Annotated in this window: 15 protein-coding genes and 1 other RNA gene; 6 read left to right on the plus strand and 10 right to left on the minus strand. The window is 59.8% G+C overall.

All coding sequences use genetic code 11. The annotated features are described in order from the left end of the window. The first annotated feature begins 3 nt into the window (after window positions 1-3). From ACA051_RS03835 to ACA051_RS03860, 6 genes are all read left to right on the plus strand, one after another. Window positions 4-522 (plus strand): penicillin-binding protein activator LpoB, encoded by a 519-nt coding sequence (locus tag ACA051_RS03835; RefSeq protein WP_497307795.1) that lies wholly within the window; start codon window positions 4-6, stop codon window positions 520-522. A gap of 5 nt (window positions 523-527) precedes the next feature. Next, a complete protein-coding gene (locus ACA051_RS03840) occupies window positions 528-1895 on the plus strand; it encodes a PelD GGDEF domain-containing protein (RefSeq protein WP_497307797.1) in 1368 nt (455 codons plus the stop codon). Beyond that, window positions 1873-2862 carry a tetratricopeptide repeat protein gene (locus ACA051_RS03845; RefSeq protein ID WP_497373576.1) on the plus strand — a complete coding sequence of 330 codons (990 nt, stop codon included), beginning with the start codon at window positions 1873-1875 and terminating at the stop codon, window positions 2860-2862. Before ACA051_RS03840 ends, ACA051_RS03845 begins: the two co-directional genes overlap by 23 nt. Continuing rightward, window positions 2859-4373 carry a GT4 family glycosyltransferase PelF gene (gene pelF / locus ACA051_RS03850; RefSeq protein WP_497373578.1) on the plus strand — a complete coding sequence of 505 codons (1515 nt, stop codon included), beginning with the start codon at window positions 2859-2861 and terminating at the stop codon, window positions 4371-4373. Before ACA051_RS03845 ends, pelF begins: the two co-directional genes overlap by 4 nt. After that, window positions 4374-5744: an exopolysaccharide Pel transporter PelG gene (gene pelG / locus ACA051_RS03855; RefSeq protein ID WP_403104609.1), complete on the plus strand. Its 1371-nt coding sequence runs from the start codon at window positions 4374-4376 to the stop codon at window positions 5742-5744. A 149-nt stretch (window positions 5745-5893) separates the two neighbouring features. Next, on the plus strand, window positions 5894-6316 hold the full coding sequence (locus tag ACA051_RS03860) for an organic hydroperoxide resistance protein (RefSeq protein WP_497307805.1): 423 nt from the start codon (window positions 5894-5896) through the stop codon (window positions 6314-6316). Between the two features lie 255 nt (window positions 6317-6571). Here ACA051_RS03860 and ACA051_RS03865 read toward each other — a convergent pair whose 3' ends face one another. The 10 genes from ACA051_RS03865 to ACA051_RS03910 form a co-directional block, all read right to left on the minus strand. Next, a complete protein-coding gene (locus ACA051_RS03865; protein WP_497373580.1) occupies window positions 6572-6949 on the minus strand; it encodes a DUF6124 family protein in 378 nt (125 codons plus the stop codon). 89 nt (window positions 6950-7038) lie between these two features. Then, complete coding sequence (locus tag ACA051_RS03870; protein ID WP_497373582.1) at window positions 7039-7326, minus strand: hypothetical protein; 288 nt, start codon at window positions 7324-7326, stop codon at window positions 7039-7041. Between the two features lie 115 nt (window positions 7327-7441). Further along, window positions 7442-7839: a transfer-messenger RNA gene (gene ssrA / locus ACA051_RS03875) on the minus strand. A 114-nt stretch (window positions 7840-7953) separates the two neighbouring features. Next, the gene (locus ACA051_RS03880) at window positions 7954-8205 is read right to left on the minus strand and encodes a PA2433 domain-containing protein (protein WP_094469201.1); all 252 of its coding nucleotides are present in this window, start codon (window positions 8203-8205) and stop codon (window positions 7954-7956) included. Window positions 8206-8498: 293 nt separating this feature from the next. Beyond that, window positions 8499-8774 carry a PA2433 domain-containing protein gene (locus tag ACA051_RS03885; protein WP_497307910.1) on the minus strand — a complete coding sequence of 92 codons (276 nt, stop codon included), beginning with the start codon at window positions 8772-8774 and terminating at the stop codon, window positions 8499-8501. 119 nt (window positions 8775-8893) lie between these two features. Beyond that, a complete protein-coding gene (locus ACA051_RS03890) occupies window positions 8894-11713 on the minus strand; it encodes an FAD-binding and (Fe-S)-binding domain-containing protein (protein ID WP_497373584.1) in 2820 nt (939 codons plus the stop codon). After that, window positions 11710-12381 (minus strand): LutC/YkgG family protein, encoded by a 672-nt coding sequence (locus tag ACA051_RS03895; RefSeq protein WP_497373586.1) that lies wholly within the window; start codon window positions 12379-12381, stop codon window positions 11710-11712. The genes ACA051_RS03890 and ACA051_RS03895 overlap by 4 nt, the downstream gene beginning before the upstream one ends. After that, on the minus strand, window positions 12381-13835 hold the full coding sequence (locus ACA051_RS03900; RefSeq protein WP_497373588.1) for a LutB/LldF family L-lactate oxidation iron-sulfur protein: 1455 nt from the start codon (window positions 13833-13835) through the stop codon (window positions 12381-12383). The genes ACA051_RS03895 and ACA051_RS03900 overlap by 1 nt, the downstream gene beginning before the upstream one ends. After that, the gene (locus tag ACA051_RS03905; protein ID WP_497373590.1) at window positions 13832-14656 is read right to left on the minus strand and encodes a (Fe-S)-binding protein; all 825 of its coding nucleotides are present in this window, start codon (window positions 14654-14656) and stop codon (window positions 13832-13834) included. The genes ACA051_RS03900 and ACA051_RS03905 overlap by 4 nt, the downstream gene beginning before the upstream one ends. A 151-nt stretch (window positions 14657-14807) precedes the next feature. Then, window positions 14808-16502 carry a lactate permease LctP family transporter gene (locus tag ACA051_RS03910; protein ID WP_497373592.1) on the minus strand — a complete coding sequence of 565 codons (1695 nt, stop codon included), beginning with the start codon at window positions 16500-16502 and terminating at the stop codon, window positions 14808-14810. Between the last annotated feature and the right edge of the window lie 93 nt (window positions 16503-16595).

The following is a 16595-nucleotide window of genomic DNA, read 5'->3' on the forward strand; positions in this document are numbered from 1 at the left end:
CTGATGCAAGCAATTCGTAATCTGAGCCTGGCTCTGGCCGTCCTGTTCGTCGCCGGTTGCGCCAGCTTCACCGGCGACACCAGCCCTGATTTTTCGCGTACTGCGAAGTGGGGCACTGTGCCGATGATCAACTACTCGCAAACCCCGCAAGCCGGCGAACGCGCCGAGCAGATCCTGCTCAGCGTGCTCAGCAGCCACGGTCTGCAACCACGGGTTTACCCGGGCAGTACTCAGGGCGAACAAGCACTGATGGACGACAACGAACGCCTGGCCGGAGCCCTCGATTGGGCCCGTGATCAGAAGCTCGATTATGTGGTCGCCGGCAGCGTTGAAGAGTGGCAGTACAAGAACGGTCTGGATGGCGAACCGGCAGTCGGCATCAGCCTGCGCGTGCTCGAAGCCAGCAGCGGTCGTGTGCTCTGGAGCAAAAGCGGCGCGCGTGCGGGCTGGTCCCGTGAAAGCCTCGCCGGCACCGCGCAAACGGTGCTCGACACACTTGTTGGCGCCCTTCGGTTCGAGTGAATGCAATGAATTCTCCTCACATGGATTACAGCCTCGCGCCGCGTGCCAGCGGCCCGGTGTCTTGGCTGGAAACGCTGTTGGTCACCGGCGCGGCGATTGGCCTGGGCTTGTGGCTGACCCCGCAAGACCCGTTGCAAATGCACGCCGGTTTTCCCTGGCCGGTGCTGGCGCCGCTGCTGTTGGGCGTGCGCTACGGGTTCGTGCGCGGCTTGCTCAGCGCCAGCCTGTTGGTGGCGGCACTGTTTGCGCTTCGCTATATCGGGCATGAAGCCTACGCGCAGCTGGATCCGTCGTTTATTGTCGGCGTGCTGGTCAGCGGCATGCTGGTGGGCGAGGTTCGCGATCTGTGGGAACGGCGCTTGCAGCGTCTGCAGATGGCCAACGATTACCGTCAGTATCGACTCGACGAATTCACCCGCGCGCACCAGATTCTGCGGGTCTCCCATGACCTGCTGGAGCAGCGTGTAGCGGGCAGCGATCAAAGTTTGCGCAGCTCCTTGCTGGGCTTGCGCGACAAGCTGCGGGTGATGCCGGACGAAGGCGATGCACTGGCCGCGCTGGCCGACCCGATCGTGGCCATGCTCGGACAGTACGGTGCGCTGCGCGTGGCCGGGTTGTATCGCGTCGATGAGCGTGAAGAGAACGTATTGCCCGAAGCTCTGGCGACCATCGGCATCATGGGGCCGTTGGGCACCGAAGACGGTCTGGTCAAGTTGTGCCTGGAGCGCGGTGAGCTGGTCAGCGTGCGGCAGGAACTGATTGATGCCGGCAGCTCGGCGCAGTTCTCGTCGTTGCAGGCGTGTATTCCGCTGATCGATGCCGAAGGTCGTTTGCTGGCCATTCTGGCGGTGCGGCAGATGCCGTTCTTCGCGTTCCAGGATCGCACCCTGAGCCTGTTGGCGTTACTCGCCGGGCACATCGCCGACCTGCTGCGCCGCGACCCGCAAGTGCTGCAACTGGCCGACGCCGATGCGCAGCAGTTCACCCTGCAACTCAAGCGTTCGCTGGTGGATGTCGAGCAGCACAAACTGGCGGCCGGTCTTTTTGCCTTCGAAATGACCCGTCCCAACGAAGAGCTGTCGCGTCTGTTCGAACGCAGCCAGCGTGGCCTCGACCTGCAATTGCCGCTGCGTAACAACCGCGATCATCAGCTGTTGCTGGTGCTGTTGCCGTTGACCAGTCCGCAAGGCACCGAAGGCTATCTGGCGCGGATGAACCTGATGTTGCACGAGCACTTTGGCATTGAAAGCAGCCTCGACAGCCTCGGCGTGCGCGTGTTGCCGTTCAACCTGGAGCCTGGCTGTGAACGCAACGGGCTGCGTAATTTCCTGTTCAACGAGTGTGGCCTGAATGATCAGCAAGTGGCTGTTTAGCGGAGCCTTGTTGTTAGAGGCGGGCAGTTGGGCCAGCTTGTGGCTCGCGGCGCCCGAGTTACAACAATTGCTGGTGTTTACCCTCAGCCACGGCCTGGCGTGCGTGATGTTGTGCGCGGCCGTGTGGCTGTTGCTGCCGGCGCGTTACCGTTCGCCGCTGCCGTGGAGCCCGCTGTTTATTTTCAGCCTGGCGTTCTTCGTGCCAGTACTCGGCGCGGTCGGCGTGGTGGCGGCGATCTTCCCGGCGCTGTACCTGCCGCGCAAACGCGACAAGCAAGCGTGGCAAGCGGTGGGCATCCCGAAACTGCCGTTCCGCGCGCAGTTGCAACTGCACTCGCCGATCTTTGCCGATGGCGGTTTGCAGGATGTTTTACGGCATGCGCCCGATCCGGATCAGCGTCTGGCGGCGCTATTGGCTACTCGGCGCATGCCCGGCAAAGAAGCGGTGCCGATCCTCAAACTGGCCCTCGGTGACCCAAGTGACGATGTGCGCCTGCTGGCGTATTCGATGCTCGACAAGCAGGAAAGCGATATCAACCTGCACATCCAGATCGCACTCGGCGAACTGACCGACGCCAACACCAAGGCGGCGGGAGCGCTGCACGGCAGGCTGGCGCGCTGGTATTGGGAGCTGGCGTACCTGGGCCTGGCGCAAGGCAGTGTGCTCGACCATGTGCTGACCCAGGCCAGCAAACATGCCGAGCAAGGCTTGAAAGCGGGCGAGGGCGGTGAGCTGTTTCTGCTGGCCGGGCGCATTGCGCTGGAGCGAGGTGACGTCGAGCGTGCCGAAGTGCTGCTGAGTCAGGCGCAAGAGAACGGCATGGGCGCGGCGCAGGTGCTGCCGTTTCGTGCGGAGCTGGCGTTCGAGGCCGGTCGTTACCACGAAATTCCCGGTTTGCTCGCCCGTCTTCCCGAGGAAACCCGTCAGCGGCCGCCGTTCGCCGCATTGGTCAGGAGCTGGACATGAGTCACAAGGAACAGGCACCGGTTGCCGACATCTGTCTGCTGCTCGAAGGCACCTGGCCTTACGTGCGTGGCGGCGTTTCCAGCTGGATTCACCAGATGATCCTCGGCCTGCCGGAACTGACCTTTTCGGTGATGTTCATCGGCGGCCAGCGTCAGGCCTATCCGACCCGTCGCTACGAAGTTCCGGTGAACGTGCTGCACATCGAAGAAGTGTTTCTCGAAGATGCGACCCATCCGACCGGCAGACTGGTGGTGCCTCGCGAGGCCGACGAACAGCAGTTGCAGGATTTATATCGCTTCCTGCATCACCCGGACGCGCCAGACCCGGCCCTGGGCGAACGCTTGCTCGACTGCATCGCCCAGGGCCGCATGACCCTCGACGACGTGCTGCGCAGCCGGGCCAGTTGGGAGTCGTTGAGCGAAGGTTATCGCCAGCATTGCGCCGACCCGTCTTTCGTCAATTATTTCTGGACCCTGCGCGCGATGCAGTCGCCGTTGCTGATGCTCGCCGAAGCCGCGCAACGGATGCCGAAAGCGCGGGTGCTGCATTCGATTTCCACCGGGTATGCGGGCTTTCTGGGTTGCATCCTCAAGCAGCGCTGGAACTGCACTTACTTGCTCAGCGAGCACGGGATCTACACCAAGGAACGCAAGATCGACCTGGCCCAGGCCAGCTGGATTGCCGAGAGTTCCGGTCAGGCGCTGAACCGCAGCCTGGATGCCGGCTCGGGTTACATCCGCACGTTGTGGGTGCGTTTCTTCGAGCGCATCGGCCAGCTGACGTACAACAGCGCCGACAACATCATCGCGCTCTACGACGGCAACCGTCAGCGGCAGATCAAGGACGGCGCCCTCGCGGCCCGCACCCAAGTCATTCCGAACGGCATCGACCTGCCGGTTTGGACCGCGGCCCTGGAATCCCGCGCTCACGGCATCGCGCCGGTGGTCGGTTTGATCGGCCGTGTGGTGCCGATCAAGGACGTGAAAACCTTTCTGCGGGCGATGCGCGGCGTGATCAGCGCCATGCCGCAAGCCGAAGGCTGGATCGTCGGCCCGGAAGAAGAAGACCCGGAATACGTCAGCGAATGCCGCAGCCTGATGGCCAGTCTGGGCCTGGAGGGCAAGGTGCATTTTCTTGGCTTCCAGCGCATTCAGGACATCCTGCCGAAACTCGGCCTGATGGTGCTGACCTCGATCAGTGAAGCGCAGCCGCTGGTGATCCTCGAAGCCTGGGCCGCCGGTACGCCGGTGGTCAGCAGCGACGTGGGATCGTGCCGCGAGCTGATCGAAGGCGGCAGCGCTGAAGACCGCGACCTCGGCCACGCCGGCAAAGTGGTGGCGATTGCCGACCCACAAGCCACATGCACGGCGATCCTTGAACTGTTGCGCAGCCCGCGCCGCTGGCAGGCCGCCCAGGCCAGCGGCTTGTCGCGGGTTACTCGTTATTACACCGAAGCCTTGATGCTGCAGCGTTACCGCGACCTGTATCAAGCCGCCATGGAGAACAGCTAAATGGCCGGTATTGGCTTTGAACTGCGAAAAATCCTTTCCCGCGATTCCTACACCGCGACCTTGCACGCCTACGTCTACGCCGGGCTGATTAGTTCCGGGCCGTGGGTGTTGTCGATCATCAGCGTGATGCTGGTGGGCATCATCAGCATCGGCCTGCTGCTGCCGAACATGCTGGTCGGGCAGTTCCTGGTGACGGTGACGTACCTGATGGCCACCTCGTTGATCCTGACGGGCGGCTTGCAGCTGTTCTTCACGCGCTTCGTCTCCGACCGCTTGTTCGAGCACAAGTACGATCAGATCCTGCCCAACCTGTTGGGCGTGTTGTTGCTGGTCACCCTCGGCGCCGGACTGCTGGGCATTGTGGTGCTGGGCCTGTTATTCGACGAGCCGCTGATTTACCGCGTGCTGGTGTTGGCGAACTTCGTGGTGCTGTGCAACTTGTGGCTGGTGATCATCTTCCTCTCGGGGATGAAGGCCTATAACCGCATTCTGCTGGTGATGCTGGTGGGTTACACGCTGATGGTCGCGAGCGCCTACCTGCTGAGCTTTTTGCAGATGCCGGGCTTGCTGCTGGCGCTGTTGATCGGGCACAGCACGCTGCTGTTTCTGTTCCTCTACGACATCCTGCGCGAGTACCGCGCCGAGAAACTGATCGCCTTCGATTTCCTCGACCGGCGCAACGTGTTCCTCAGCCTGCTCGCCACCGGTTTCTTCTACAACCTGGGGATCTGGATAGACAAATTCCTGTTCTGGTTCAATCCCGGTACCTCCAACGAAATCGTCGGCCCGCTGCGCGCCTCGATCCTTTACGACTTGCCGATCTTCCTCGCGTACCTGGCGATCATCCCTGGCATGGCGGTGTTCCTGGTGCGCATCGAGACTGATTTTGCGGAGTGGTACGACCGCTTGTTCCGGGCGATCCGCGAGGGGGAAACCCTGCAGCACATCGGGCAGCTCAAAACCGAAATGACCTTGTCGATCCGCCAGGGTCTGCTGGAAATCTGCAAGGTCCAGGGGCTGACGGCGGTGCTGTTGTTCCTGTTCGCGCCGCGCCTGCTGGACTGGCTGGGCATCTCCAGTTATTACCTGCCGCTGTTCTACATCGACCTGATCGGTGTGAGCATTCAAGTGGTGTTCATGGCGTTGCTCAACGTGTTCTTTTACCTCGACAAGCGCACCGTAGTGCTTGAGTTGTGTGTGCTGTTTGCGGTGTTGAACGCGATGCTGACGCTGTTCAGCATGTACCTGGGGCCAAGCTTCTTCGGGTACGGGTTTACGCTGTCGTTGCTGATCTGTGTATTGCTGGGTTTACACAGGCTTTCAACGGCGCTGGAAGATCTGGAGTACGACACGTTTATGTTGTCTCGCTGACGGTTGTTTCGGGCGTGAAAAAGGCACTGGCGGTTACCCGCTCAGTGCCTTTTTTTCGTCCGACTGACGTCACTTGTGAGTCTGGGTTGCGCTGCTAGGCTTGAACTCCCGGCCCCATCATCTGTTGCTTCCAATCAGGAGTCACGATCATGAGCACTGCACTGGAAACCGTCCTATACACCGCAAAAACCCACACCGTCGGCGGCCGCACCGGCACCGGAAAATCCAGCGATGGCGAGTTGGACGTCAAATTCAGCTCGCCCGGCTCGGGCAAGCCGGGCACGAATCCGGAGCAACTGTTTGCGCTGGGGTATTCCGCCTGTTTCATCGGTGCGATACAGGTGGCGGCGGGCAAGATGAAAATCAAATTGCCGGAAGACACGTCGGTGGATGCCGAGGTGGATCTGGGTAAAACCGGTGCTGGGGACTTTCAATTGGCGGTCAGGTTGAACGTCAATTTTCCCGGGTTGGAGGAGGGGGTGAAACGGGAACTGGCTGAGGCTGCGCATCAGCTCTGCCCGTATTCGCGGATGACGCGGGGGCATGTGTCGGTGGATTTGAAAGTCCTTTAACTCCCAACCACGCACCGGACTGCTTTTGTGGGAGTGAGCCTGCTCGCGATAGCGATTGTTTGTTCAACATGGATGTCGACTGACACACCGCCATCGCGAGCAGGCTCGCTCCTACAGGTGATCTCCAGCGAACACAAAATCTGTGTACGGCAAAAATTCAATGTGGGAGCGGGCTTGCTCGCGAATACGGTTTGTCATTCAACATGGATGTGACTGACACACCGCTTTCGCGAGCAAGCCCGCTCCCACAATGAATCAACTGTGTGGCGCAGATTTCGGCACGACAACGTTATCCAGCATCCGATTCACCGCCAGTTCCGCCAGCATCACAATCTGCTGAATCGCCATCGCCGTGTGCCGATGCGGCCCTTCCAGATACCCCGCAAAATCACCCGCCATCACACTGGCCTGGGCCAACGATTCACAGGTATGGGCGAGCAGGTCTTCGTCCTTGATATCCGGCGCAATGAGAAACATCGTGCTCGGTTTGCGGGAAACGGGGGATTTCAGGGCGGAGGGATTGAGGTAGTGATTGAGTGCGCGGTCAGCGGCTTCGTTGAGTTTTTTTGAATCGAGGGATTCGTAGGGGGAAACGTCATCGGCTTCGGGAGTGGGTAATTTTTCTTTCGACATTGGGAAGCTCCGTATCTCGTCTGGACTACTGAATAGCTCCTACCTCGGGTTTCCAGGCCCGGTCGTTGATGTGCAGCGACCGACAAAGCCTATCCGCTCATCTTCCTACCCGACAACCGCCAGGACCTGTCGGAAACATTCCCAAGATTCATGGCGTCTGTAGGACTCCAGGCCTTGTCCGAAGCCCCAACCCCAAACTTCAACCCGCCCCAATTCCAGCCCTTCGACTGCTTCGTATAGCAGCCCGCCTGATTCTTGGGCTCGGTATCACAGGCAGTTCGCCCGTTCTTATTGGTGTCAGTGGTGCGGTCGTTGTAGTGCGCACAGCCGGACGTCAGGGAACGGGTTAACGCGACGATCAGTACGTTGAGTTTCATGGCGGCATCCTTGCGGGTAGGACGCCAGCATAGGTCCGCTTGTGTTTAACCAAAAATCGCTAACCCCCAGATGCAACAAAACCCGCACTTGGCGGGTTTTGGTTTGCTTCGTATTTGGTGGAGCCGGGGGGATTTGAACCCCCGTCCGCCAGTACTCCGCTGTCGGTACTACATGCGTAGCCGTTTCTATTAAGTTAACCCTCAGCGACCCGAAGGGCAGGGTGCTTTGGGCGAGTTGTGTAAGTTTTAGCCGCTTCGTCCACAACGTACTGCACGGCGATTCTGTTCTATATGACAATCACTTTGGGTTTACAGACATCCCCTGGTGATTGCTGGACCCGAAGGTACCAGAAGCTCAGGATCTAAAGCTGCTTACGCAGCGAGAGAGAATTCCTGGCCGTAGGTTTCGTCATTGGCAACTATAAGTAGTTGCAACAGTGGATTTACGAGTTCTGTTACCAACTCGGCATGCACCTAAAGTTTCGCAACCGGCGTCGAATCCTAAACGGCCCCGAGCCTGTTGCTCTGTGAATCATGGTGAGCAACAAGCCTGCGCAGTGTACGCCAAACGCGTGAGAAGGCCAACCCGAAGGTTGGCCGCGAGTGATTATGGGTTGGGTTCGTTGCTCAGTTTGTCAGCGCCAATGCCTGGATGGCCTCGGTGGCGCATTTTTTGTCGTCCCCGGCGGCTTTTGAAGTTTTGGCGCTGGCCAGCAGTCTTTTGATCTCCGGTGCGTTGGTGGAGGTCGCTGGTAGCGTATTCACTTTGGCTTCGAGCTCCTGCAGTTTGCTCGTACAAAGGTCGTTGTCCGCAGCAAATACCGGAGAGGCCAACATTGCAGCAGAAATGAACAGACCAGCGAGTGCGGTACGTTTCATGGATATCTCCTAGAACTGATGGTCTCGGTGCTGCCATATGAGCGGGGCTCGGCCGAGGTCCGAAAACAAGCCACGATTGATGGGGCCTACTTAAAAGACTACGGCGCTGCGCAGGAATTCGGTTTTTGCAAAAAAGGCTATGAAAAAACTGTTTGATAGGAGCAATGGCACTAAAGGGGATTGCCAAACCCCCAGAGGAAACAAAACCCGCAATAGGCGGGTTTTGGTTTGCTTCATATTGGGTGGAGCCATTGCGCCAACAAGGCCAACCCGAGGGTTGGCCCTGAGCGGGATTATTTCCCGCCTTTGCTCGCGTTCTTGAGATCCTGGATGGTTTGGTTGGTCTCGGCGATGCAATCGTCAGTCCCTTCCTTGGTGCCTTTTGCATGATCGGCTTGGGCTTTTTTGACGCTTTCCATGACCTGTTCAGTCATATCCGGTGGAATCTGTGCCTTGGCATTTTCGATGGTTTGCAAGTTGGTCGTACACAGATCTTTTTCGGCGGCAAACGAGGTGGACGCCATCAGTGAGGCAGTAACGAACAGACCTAACAGTACAGAACGTTTCATGTGTATCTCCTTGAACTGAGGGTCCAGGCATCGCTGGCCGTCAGGACGGGCTGCCGAGTTTTGGTAAAGCCCGGCAATGTCCGGGCTTAATGAGTGGACTATGGCAGCGCGTCAGGGTTCTATTTTTCTTGCGTGCCCCTTGCCTGCGTTACCCGGTCCACCAAATAGACTAGTCCGTGATAATCGATTCCGCCGTATTGCGTCAATCCGATCTCACAAGTGCGACTGGTGGAAATCCCTTCGCTGCACTGCTGCACCGCATCCTTGAGCGTGCGTAGCGAATGAGCATTCAACTCCGGCGTGGTGAATCCCTTGTCCCCGGCAAACCCGCAACAGTGAATGCCCTCGGGAATGACCACGTTGTTGCTGCATCTGCGCGCCAGGTCGATCAGCGCCTGACTCTCGCCAAGGTGCTGGGTGCTGCAAGTGACGTGCACCGCGATCGGCGCTTCCTGCGGAGTGAAATCCAGGCGATCCATCAAGTGGGTGCGGATGAATCGCACCGGGTCGTACAGGTCCAGTCGAACTTCGCCAAGGTCCTGAACCAGGCGCAAGGTGCAGGGGCTGGTGTCGCAATAGATTGGATCGAGTCCGCCACGACTGGCGTGGAGCAATGCGCCGATCAACTCCTGGCGTTTGTGTTCGGCTTGTTCGGCATAGCCCTTGGACGCGAACGGCTGGCCGCAGCAGAGGTTGTCCAGATTGTCCGGAAACACCACCTGATAACCGGCTTTTTCCAGCAGCCCACGGGTTTTGTCGTACAGCGACATCTGCTCTTTATCGCCCGCCGCCGGGCCCATGACCCGTGAGACGCAGGCCGCGAGATAGACCACGCGAGGGCGCTCATCCATTACAACCGGGCTGAAGCGAATGGCTTTTTCCGGCTGCGGCATGGCGTTGGTCCATTGCGGGACCTGGCCTTTGGACAACTTAGTCAGCGTCGCCGAAATCTTCGCCAGGCGCGGTGCGCCCAGCAGCATCCGCGCGCCGTTGGCGACATGCAGGGTGAAGCGTGCACCTTGCAGCGCGGTGGCGAAATTTCCTTCAAGCCAGTTGGCGGTTTTCGTATGCGTCGCCTTGCGGCTGCGAAGCTTTTTCACCAGCTCGCCGGTGTTGATGCCTACAGGGCAACGCTGCGCACACAAACCGGTGGCGGCGCAGGTGTCGATGCCTTGGTATTCGTAGGCGGCTTCAAGTTCGGAGGTGTCGACGCCTGCGCGTTTCTTCGCCTGAATGTCCCGCCAGATCACGATGCGCTGGCGCGGGCTCAGGGTCAGGCCTTTTGACGGGCAGACCGGTTCGCAGAAACCACACTCGATGCACTTATCCACAATCTCGTCTGCGGCCGGCAGCGGTTTCAGGTGCTTGAGGTGGATCTGCGGATCCTCGCTGAGCACCACGTCCGGGTTGAGAATGCCGTTAGGGTCGAGCAGCCGTTTGAGTTGCCACATCAGTTGATAGGCATCGCTGCCCCATTCCAGCTCGACAAAGGGCGCCATGTTGCGACCCGTGCCGTGCTCGGCTTTCAGCGAGCCGCCGAATTCCACTGCCACCAACTGCGCCACGTCGTCCATGAACGCTTGGTAGCGTGCGACTTCTTCCGGGTTGTTGAAGCCTTGGGTGAAGACGAAGTGCAGATTGCCTTCCAGTGCGTGTCCGAAAAGGATTGCTTCGTCGTAGTGATGTTTGTCGAACAGTTCGATCAGCCGGTTTACGCCGATGGCCAGCTGTTCAACCGGGAAGGTCACGTCTTCGATGATCACCGTGGTGCCGGTTTTACGCACCGCGCCGACGGCAGGGAAGGTGTCTTTGCGGATTGCCCAGAGCCGGGCGTTCTCAACCGGGTCTTCGGTGAAATCGACTTGTTTCTCCACGGGAAACGAGGTCAATGACGCCATGATGTGCGCCAGTTGCTCGCGCAGCAATGTGGACGATGCGGCGCGGGATTCGATCAGTAACGCGCAGGCATTGTTCGACAGCTGTTGTACGAAAGCCGGCATGCCGGGTTTGTCCTGCACCGAGCGCAGGCTGCGCCGGTCCAGCAGTTCTACCGCTGACACCGGTTGGCTTTTCAGCACGGTGACGGCGTTGCAGCAGGTTTCTACATCCGGGAACACGATCAGCGCCGAGGCCTTGTTCGGGTGGTCGATGACCGTGTCGTAGGTCACCGCGCTGATGAAGCCGAGCGTGCCTTCGGAGCCCACCAGCAAGTGGCTCAAGATATCCACAGGCTCGTCGAAATCCACTAGCGCATTGAGTGACAGGCCGGTGGTGTTTTTCAGACGGTATTTGTGGCGGATTCTTGCGGCCAGTTCGGCATTGGCGCGGGTCTCGCGGCCCAATGTTGCCAGACGCTCGAGCAGCGAAGCATGGCTCTGGCGAAACGCCGCCACACTTGCCGCATCTTCGGTATCGAGACGGCTGCCGTCGGCCAGTACCAGACGAATACCGGCCAGCGTGTGGTAGGTGTTCTGCGCCGTGCCGCAGCACATGCCGCTGGCGTTGTTGGCGACGATGCCGCCGATTTTGCAGGCGTTGATCGAGGCCGGGTCGGGACCGATCTTGCGCCCGAACGGCGCCAGCCAGGCGTTGGCCTGCGCGCCGATCACGCCCGGTTGCAGGCGGATTTGCGTGCCTTGGCCGCGGATCTCGCGCCCGTTCCAGTTATCCCCAAGCACGATCAGCACCGAATCGCTGATGGCCTGGCCGGACAGGCTGGTGCCGGCCGCGCGGAAGGTCACCGGGACCTGGTCACGTTGCGCCAGTTTGAGCAGCGCGACCACTTCGTCTTCGGACTCGACACGGATCACCAGTTTCGGAATCAGCCGATAAAAACTGGCGTCGGTGCCGAAGGCCAATGTCGACAACGGGTCGTCGAAGCGTCGCTCTTGGGGAATCAGTTGCTGCGCATCTCGCAGGAAAGCCGCCGGTAGAGTCATTGGTCCTCCAGGATCAAAACCACCAGGTCTTTCGGACCGTGCGCGCCGTAGGCCAGGACTTGCTCGATGTCAGCGGTTTTCGACGGGCCGGACACCAGCAGGGCGTTGGTCGGCATGCCTTGCGCCCAATTGAATTCCTGCTGGACCTGATAGAAGTTGTCGCGGATTTCACTGGCCCTCAGCAGGGCAAAATGCACCGGCGGCACCAGGCTCATCAAGCGCGGTTCTTCCGGTGTCGGCCAGAGAATCAGACTGCCGGTGGCGGCGATTGCACCGAGGGTGGTGGTCAGGCTGGCCGGGGTGTCGTTGAACAGCTCGGCTTTCCACTCTTCAACCGGGCGGTCGTAGGACTTGAGTGTCGGCAGGCCTGGATTGTTCGCCCAGTGTTGAGTGACGCGTTGGCCGTGAGGCGTAGTCGGTGCGATCAACAAGCTCGGCAACTGGCGGTCTCGCAGCAACTGTGCGAGCAGCGCCGGCCAACCTTCGCCGGACGTCAGGTGGATTTCGGTGTGCACCGCTTCCATCAGTTTGCGCAGTTGTGGGATGCGTTGTTCGGCGGTGTAGGTATAAGGCGCTGTCACCAGCTCGACGTCGAACGCGTCAGGCACCGGCGTGGTGCCTGTCAGACTTTTCCGTAGTTTGGCGAGGATGTTTTGCTTGGCGCTCATCAACGATCTCCCTGTTTGGCCAGATGTTCACGGGCCATGTCATGCAGTGAGCGGGCAGCGGGTTTCGGTGCGCTGTGGTTTTGCGTCCACGGACCAACATTGTTCGGTGCCAGGGCGCGCAGCCGTGTGGCGAAAAAGCCGAACAGACGATACAGCGTCGGCGAGCTGTTGAGTCTGGCCCAGGCGTTCCAGATAAAACGTTCCTTGCGCGAATACTTGCTGCCCTGGCCGCGCATGACTTGATGCGGACTGTCCGGGGCTTTGACATTCTCTTCCCGCAGGCGACGCAGCAGTGCCGGGATCGGAATTTTTACCGGGCAAACTTCACCGCAGGCGCCACACAACGACGACGCGCTCGGATGGTCCGGGACGTTCGCCAGGCCGACCATGTGCGGGGTGATGATTTTTCCGATAGGCCCAGGGTAAACCTCCCCATAGGCGTGACCGCCGATTCGAGTGTAGACCGGGCAATGATTCATACAGGCGCCGCAGCGGATGCAGTTCAGGGTCTGGCGCAATTCGCTGTCGGCGAAGGCCTGGCTGCGGCCGTTGTCGAGCAGGACCAGATGCACTTCTTGCGGGCCGTCGAGTTCATGCGCCTTGCGCGGGCCGGAGATCATGTTGACGTAGGTGGTGATTGGCTGGCCGAGGGCCGAGCGCGTCAACAGCGACAGCAGCGGTACCACGTCGCGCAGGTTTTCCACGACTTTTTCGATGCCGGTGACGGCGATGTGCACCGGTGGCACCGTGGTGGTCATGCGTCCGTTGCCTTCGTTTTCCACCAGCAGCAAGGTGCCGGTTTCGGCCACGGCGAAGTTGACGCCGGAGACGCCGATGTCCGCTTCGAAGAATTTCTGTCGCAAGACTTTGCGACCGATCTGAATGAGTTGGTCAACGTCCTTGGTGTACTCCACGCCAAGTTTGTCGTGAAACAAGGACGCGACCTGACCGGCATTCTTGTGGATCGCCGGCATAATAATGTGTGAAGGCTTCTCGTGATCGAGCTGGACGATGTACTCCCCCATGTCCGACTCCAGGCATTCAATGCCTTGAGCTTCGAGGACATGGTTCATCTCCATCTCTTCGCTGACCATCGATTTGCCCTTGATCACTTGCCGCCCCTCGTGAGCGCGGATGATCGAGAGAACGATGCCATTGGCCTCGTCCACCGTTTCCGCCCAGTGCACTGTCACACCGTTGCGGGTCAGGTTCTGTTCAAGCTGCTCGAGCAGGTCGGGCAACTTTGATAAAGCACGGGCGCGGACAGCATTGCCCAACGATCGCAAATGTTCTCTTTCATGGGCATCGCTGAAGGACGCTGCCCGTTTTGTCATCAGAGAATCCATCGCAGTGCGAAAGTTATTTCGCAGCTGCTTGTCACCCAATGCCTTGTGAGCCCGGGTGCGAAAATCTTCTTCCACGGCAACCGTAGGAATAATCGCGGAAGCGTTCATAGAGCACCTCCGGTTCGCTGCCAAAGGAAACTGGCCAAATGTTGGCCGCGCAACGCTTCCTTCTGTTTCTCCAGCGAGCCGTTGATGTTCATCAGGCAACCGCAATCGGCACTGAGTACCTTGTGTGCGCCGGATTCCTTCAACGACCTTGTTTTGTCAGCCACCATCGCGCCGGAAATATCTGGCATACGGACGCTGAAAGTCCCACCGAAGCCACAGCATTCGCTTTCGTGGCTGTGATCGACGCGTTCCACGTTGCCCAGCTGCGCCAGCAACTCGCGGCCATGCAAGTGGGTGTTCATTTCACGACGTGCCGAACACGAGGTGTGCAACGCCACTTTTACCGGCGCACCGCTGTCCTTGAGCTGCACCTTGCAGACGAACAACAGGAACTCGGCCAGTTCATAAGTCCGGGCCGCCAGCGCCTGAACCTGCTTCAACGTCTGCGGCTCGTCCTTGAACAAGTCGGCGTAGTGTTCGCGCAACATCCCGGCACAGGATCCCGACGGCACCACCACCGGAAAGTCTCCGGCGAACAGCGCCAGTTGCGAGCGCGCCACGGTCCTAGCCTGCTCGGTGTAGCCCGAGGTGTAGGCCGGTTGTCCGCAGCAGCTCTGTCCTTGCGGGTATTCGACCCGAATGCCTTCACGCTCCAGCAAGTGGATCGCATCCATCCCGGCTTCCGGATAGAACAAATCCACCACGCAGGTCCCGAACAGGTAGACCCGTGCCGGTTTCTCGCTAGGGTATTGCCGAGGTTCGGGCAGTGGCGGGGCGACGCGGGTCGCATTCGGCACGGCGTTGTAAAAAAGCTCGCTCATCAGGCGTGTCTCCGGGTGGGCCCGGTTATCCGTCTGTTGAGGCTGCTGAATATAGAGAGGGAAGCTTTCAGCAGCCTTACAGACCGGGTTGTGAATAGCTGACGCCGGAATCGTGGTCCGGCGTCGGTTTTTTCGATGTGGCTTGTAGTCCCTAGTGCACCAACATGCCAGTGAGCCAGTAGGCCTGGACGTAGGTGATCAGGCCGACGATGGTTGCGAAGAACAGGCTGTGCTTGAGGGTGAAGCGGAACAGGTCCGATTCCTTGCCCACCAGCCCGGTCGCGGCGCAGGCCACGGCGATCGATTGCGGCGAGATCATCTTGCCGGTCACGCCGCCGCTGGTATTTGCCGCCACCAGCAGCACATCGCTCACGCCGATCTGGTGCGCGGTGGTCGCTTGCAGCGAACTGAACAGGGCGTTGGACGAGGTATCGGAACCGGTCAGGAACACGCCCAGCCAGCCGAGGAATGGCGAGAAGAATGGGAATGCCGCGCCAGTGCCTGCCAATACCAGTGCCATGGTCGAAGACATGCCCGAGTAGTTGGTGACGAAGGCGAATGCCAAGACCATGCCGATGGACAGAATCGGCCAGCGCAGCTCGTAGAAGGTCTCTCTCAAAGTGGTCAGACCAGTTTTGATGTTGATCTTCAGCACCAGCATCGAGATCAGCGCGGAGAAGAAAATCGCCGTGCCGGTCGCGGAAATCGGATCGAGTTTGAACACCGCTGGAATGGCATTCGGCGCAGTCACGATCGGCGCGACCTTGATCACCATCTGATCCAGGTGCGGGATGGCGAAGTTGAACACCCAGCTGTACATCGAACCGCCGGCGGCGAACATGGCTTTGAACGGTTTCAGGGTCCAGATGGTGACCAGCACGGTGAGGATCAGGAACGGCGACCAGGCTTTGACGATTTCGAACAGGCTGTAAGGCGACGCCACGCTGGTGCGCGGCTGGCCGAAACCGCCGGCGCTGGCGGTCACCACGGATGCCGAAACGGCACCGGCGATGTGTTGGCCGGCGGCGCGTTTTGGCTGCCAGACTTTCAGGAACAGCGTCAGGGAAATCAGGCTGGCCAGGGCCGAGGTGATGTCCGGCAACTCCGGGCCGATGAAGTTCGACGTGAAGTATTGGGTGATGGCAAAGCTCAAGCCGGCCACCAGCGCAGCAGGCCAGGTCTCCCGAACGCCGCGCAGGCCGTCCATCATGAACACCAGCCAGAACGGCACGAACAGCGACAGCAACGGCAGTTGGCGACCGGTCATGGCGCCGATCTTGAACGCGTCGATGCCAGTCACTTGCCCGGCCACGATGATCGGAATCCCCAAGGCACCGAAGGCCACCGGCGCGGTGTTGGCGATCAGGCACAGGCCGGCGGCGTACAGCGGGTTGAAGCCCAGTCCTACAAGCAGCGCGGCGGTGATCGCTACCGGCGCACCGAATCCGGCGGCACCTTCAAGGAACGCACCGAAGCAGAAGCCGATCAGCAGAACCTGCAAACGCTGGTCGTCGGTGATCGACAGCACCGAGCTGCGGATCACTTCGAACTGACCACTCTTGACCGTCAGTTTGTAGAGGAACACGGCCGCGACAATGATCCAGGCAATCGGCCACAGACCGTAGGCAAAGCCATAACCTGCAGCGGCGAAGGCCATATCAACCGGCATCTGGAAAGCAAAGATTGCAACGGCGATGGACAACGCCAAGGTAATGCTGCCGGCCACATGGCCTTTGAGGCGGAACACCGCCAACGCCAGGAAGAAAAACACGATGGGGATAACGGCCGCGAGCGCGGAGACGCCAAGGCTGCCGAGCGGGGTATAGAGCTGTTGCCAGGTTTGCATATGGGGTGGCCCCTAATTGTTGTTGGTCAGGCACTGGTCAGCGTTCTTGGATAATTGGTAATACCAATTTACAATCGCTGTTGCCTAGGGTAA

The sequence above is a fragment of the Pseudomonas sp. LBUM1669 genome, from assembly GCF_059695705.1.